We start from the raw sequence: 4,772 nt of genomic DNA on the forward strand, positions 1-4,772 counted from the left end.
CTGCTTGCCTCCTTATTGCTGAGGTTTGTCTCGTGGCAAGCCCCTGTGGTTGCCCGAGTTGTTCTGGCGGCCCCCTACTTCCATTAACGTCCTCGAAACAGGCGGGTGACCCGCTGGAAGCGTTCGTTTTCGTCCGGTATCGGATCTTCGCCGCGTCTCGCGGGTCGAAGGCTTCCCGGTCCGCGGCTTCGTCCGGCGGGACGGTCGATTGCCATGATTGCGAAATCGGGTCCGATCCTCGAGCGTGAGACGGCAATGGATTTCCAAAAGTGCAGCGCTGCAACGAGTATCGCCAGTACAGTGACTAATTGCCGATAATGCTGCGATCCGATCGCCGCACCGGCAAGATCGCCGATCCACCACGCAACGACTTTCGGCCTGCGTGGAGCATGAGCTATCCGGACTTCCACGCGGCAGCTGCTGCGAGTTCCCGGTGCGGTCCGCCCAGATCGAAAATGCTGAAAGATCGCTGTTGACAAGGCCTCTCGACAGATCGATCGCCGGGTCGAGAGGCCCGTGTCGGCCCCGGAGAGTTGCCCGCCGGCCGCCGCCGCGAAAACGGACGAAAACGGATCAGAGATACGTTGCCCTGCAACATGTTAGGTGGGTTAATGGAAGTAGCGGGCCACCAAACGAGTCGGGCAACAATCTGGTGCAGCAGAGGAACCACAATCGCCGGCAAAGGAGGCAGCGCCGTGTCTTCCATCACCACCCTCTCTCCAGCCTCGAACCCCACGCAGGCGGGCGCGGACGCGGTTGTGGCGAGTACCGGCTCCTCCGATCCTCCGGTCGCACGGTTCTGCTCCACCACAACCGCTTTCACCATTGACGCGGCTCCGACCACCGCGGCCGTCATGCCTGCCGATGCGGCGCCGGTCACCGCCGGTCACTCGGACGGGGCCGCCATCCGGGTTCGTTGCGTTCCGTATTCCGTCCTGTACTGCATCCGCTCCTGCCGGGGCCCCCTCGCAGGCAGCATGACCCACCGGCCGCACCGGGACGGGCCGTCCGATCACGCCTGTGACGGCTTTTCGTCAGCGGCGTCGCGGCCACATCATCGTTCGTCGTGCGTTTGGCGGACGGCATATCGCGTTCGGCACGGACGGGAACGAGCCGGTACGGCCGACTGTGGCAACGATGGATGGTCTCGGTAACGGAGGCTTCGACATCCAGGTTCGCCTGGTACCGCGTCCGGGGCTGTTCCCGGAGTTATCGATCGACCGCCGGCTGCGGATGTAGGTCGAAGTCGCCACCGGTCGGTGGTGCAGGGGTAGAAGGGGGTTTCATTGGCAACAGTTCTGAAGATGCTGCTGGCGGAGCAGCATCTCAAGAACCATTCGGATTTTCTGGCCGTATACGACAGATGTGCGGCGCAACTCGATCCGCCCATCCCTCCGGGCTACGGGCCGGCGAAGACGCAGTTCTACCAGTGGCTTTCGGGAAGAATGATCGGACTTCCCCGCGACTACCATTGTCGAGTGCTGGCCAAGATGTTCCCGGGCTGGCGGATCGAGAAACTGTTCCAGCTGGTCGATGCAGCACCGGGTGCGGTGGGAGCGCACGAGCTGGACCTTCCCACAGCAGATCTCCAACTCGAGGAATTTCTCGGTGCCGAGGTGAGCACCAGCGGGATCACTCTGGTGTACCCGACCTTCGACCTGCCGACACGGCATGTGCCAGAGCTGCGAGCAGCCGAACTCCCCCATCGATGCGCGGTCGGTAGCAAGGTCCGGGCACTGGCAGCCGACTATCACTCGGATCTGCTGGTTGCCTTGCCGGAGAGGGAAGTTCGCGGATTGTTGTACGTGTTTTCCATGCTGCAGCGGCACAGCGGTATTTCGGCCGATATCCGCAGTGACCGCGAAGTCGCTATGAATAGCGACTGCCCCTTCATCAGCTTCGGCTTGACGTCCAATGATTGCACACGCATGTACCTCGACAGCGTGGAGCGTCCGCTGTTCAACCTCGGCGGCAGCGGCACTGAAGGCCGTTCCCATTTCGACCAACTGGAGTTGACGGACGGCACCCGGTACGACTGCGGCGGAGATCACAACAACCTCGGTGTCATCGTGCGGGTGCGGCCGAGCCCTGACCTGCACCCCGACCGATACTGGATATTTTGTGCGGGCCTGGGCCCGCGCGGTACCACCGGCGCGAGTTGGTATCTCGCCAACTCCTGGGGCCCCCTGCAGCGACGTGCCGGTGATCGGGAGTTCGTCGCAGTGGTCGATGTCGGCGACAGCTCTGATGAAACAGCCCACTTGGAGCATTTCGTGATCGAATCGGAATCCTGACGAAGAAGTCCCAGCACGGCGGCAATCTCCCTTCGGTGAAAGCTCGAAGGGAGATTGCCGCCGGTGTCGGCGTCACTGCCATTGCCGAAGGGTGTACTGTGTCGCAGGAATTACTGGTCATGTGCTGTTGTCGAATGTCGCAGGTATCGACGAAGTCCAGTTGCGCATCGCTGAGGAGGGGTTTCGTTCCACTGCGCAAGTCGTGCAGCCTATTCTGAAACTCGATTGGGGAGGCATTGCTTTGGGCTTCATCGTCGGGGATGAGAGCCATGATGCTGTTGCTGAGCTTGTCGTGCGTTTGCTGGAGCGTGAGAGTGCACGCGATATCGCGCTGTGGCCCGAGCTTGTGGATAGCGGGCTGCTGTCGATAGCGCTGCCGGCATGCTACGGCGGAGACGGTCTGGGGTTGCTCGATGTCGCTGCCGTCTTGACCGAGCTGGCCACCGACGCTGTCCAGGTGCCGGTATTGACAACGTTGGGCTTCGGAGTGCTCCCGTTACTGCGCATCGCGCCGAAATCATTGGCGGAGAAGGTGTTTCCCGCAGTCTCGGAGGGTGCGGTGCTCACGGCCGCGCTCAATGAACCCGGTGCGCCGTTCGCAATGAAGCCGGAGACGACCGCGGCCGTTGACGGCGGCACGGTGCGGATCCGCGGTCGTAAGGTCACCGTGCCGTACGCCGACCAGGCTCGGTGGATTCTGGTGCCGACAGATTCCGGCCTTGCTGTAGTGGAGGGCGAGGCGGAAGGACTCGAGCGCGTCCGGAGTCCGTACTCGACTGGTGTGCCGGAATCTTCGCTGCATTTCAACGACGTGGAGATCCCCGCAGAACAACTGTTGCCAGACGGCATCTCGGAGCTGTACCGGATCGCGTTGGCGTCGATCGGTGCTGTGGCCGATGGGCTGTTGAAAGGCGTACTCACGCTGGCCGCGGAATACGTGCGGCCGCAGGATGGCATGGGTACTTTCGCGCGGTGCGGGTCGGTGTCCCGGACATGTGCCGATATCTACGTCGCATCCCGGGCTCTGCACGCGATTGCGCAGTGGGCCAATTGGGCGCTCGCGCAAGATGGTGGCAGCGCCGAGAATCGACAACGAGTCGATAACGATCTCCATATGCTGGCTCACTACGCCACTTCCGAACTGCCCGTGGCTATACGGATGTGTCACTATCTGCGCGTCGGTAACGCCTTGGCCTTGCCTGCACTGCATCGCCACTACGCACAAGCCAAGGACATCATTCGCTGGCTCGGCAGCACAAATTTCTGGCTCGGCCGACCGGAAAAGACGTATTCCACAGCGTGCAACCCCTCGGGCATGGCAAGCGTCGAAATGGAGTCGGGGAGTTGATCTGGGGCTCCGGCCTTTATCCCATCGGCCTGACAACAGATCGGCCGGGTCGGTTCTCGGATACGCGGACGTGGAGGTATGGGCGGCTCAGAAACTGAGGCCCAGTGGCGCGGTTCCGTCGGGACACGTCGCGTTGAGCCGACGGGTGGTGAGCGGCTCGAGCAGTGCACTGACCGGCAATGAGATCCCGGTCGCGCATACCGCCGTCCCATTGACGATTTGCGGCGCGGAGGTGCTGTTCGCACATGTCATGCCGGCGCAGAGCACACCGGCCGGCGGAATACCGGCCGTCGATGGGCCGGCGCCGAGTACGGCGCCGCACAACGAACTCGCCACAACGGCGATAGTGAATGAGAGACGCTTCATATTGCTGTGCCTTTCGTCGAAAATGGAATGGTTCGACAACAAACACGCATGTACCCGCAGCGTACCCCCGGCCACAGCTCCGGCTCGCCAGGCGCGCCGAGGATGAACGCATTGTGCGCCGGGCCGAATGGCAGCGATCCCGTCGGGGACGCTGTCCGGAGGTCGGCTCGGGTAGGCGATCTCCGGGGCTGTGCGTCGGCCGTATGTCTCGGTGCCGGGTGGAAAGGCCCGAGCGGGTCGGCTGACGCGATGCGGATCGGATGTACGTTCTCGGCTTCGGATCGAAGATCATGAGTCGCTTTCTTGTATCCGGACATGGCGTGTTAAGCTCCTGGATACCTGATCGTGGGGCCTTGCGCTGACCGAATCGCCCTGAGTGGCTGTGCATTTCGTATGCTTGATTGGCTTTTCCCTCAGTGGTGAGTGTGGGCACCACCTTGCGACGTGCTGTCGGGTGTGAGCTGAAGTTCTGTACATCAGCCGAGCCGTTGGCCCGCGCCGCTTCACCAGATGTTCGAAATGTCCGAGATTTCAGACTTCGAGATACTGGGAGACATCGATAGATGAGTAATGGGGGATCAGTACTGCGCGCTGAATTACGCCGGTCGGCAAGGTGAGTCAGCTGTTGTTCCTATAGCGGTGTCCTGAGGCAGGGTTCTGCACGCCACCTCGGCGTTGGCGAAATACATATACAGGCAATTCCGGCACGAGCGCGGGGGTTGGCTCACCGTGTTTCGGGCCCCGAGTCTGAACAAGGGGTTTGA

The 4,772-nt window shown here is 62.0% G+C and carries 2 protein-coding genes; both read left to right on the plus strand.

The genetic code is table 11. The features are described from left to right. Positions 1–1,286 precede the first annotated feature (1,286 nt). Entirely contained in the window at positions 1,287–2,294 is a 1,008-nt protein-coding gene (locus NV1_RS38450; protein WP_157117653.1) for a hypothetical protein, read from the plus strand. A 121-nt stretch (positions 2,295–2,415) separates the two neighbouring features. Further along, a complete protein-coding gene (locus tag NV1_RS38455) occupies positions 2,416–3,642 on the plus strand; it encodes an acyl-CoA dehydrogenase family protein (protein WP_067903461.1) in 1,227 nt (408 codons plus the stop codon). Positions 3,643–4,772 lie beyond the last annotated feature (1,130 nt).

This window comes from Nocardia vaccinii NBRC 15922 (assembly GCF_001613305.1).
Lineage (GTDB): Bacteria > Actinomycetota > Actinomycetes > Mycobacteriales > Mycobacteriaceae > Nocardia > Nocardia vaccinii.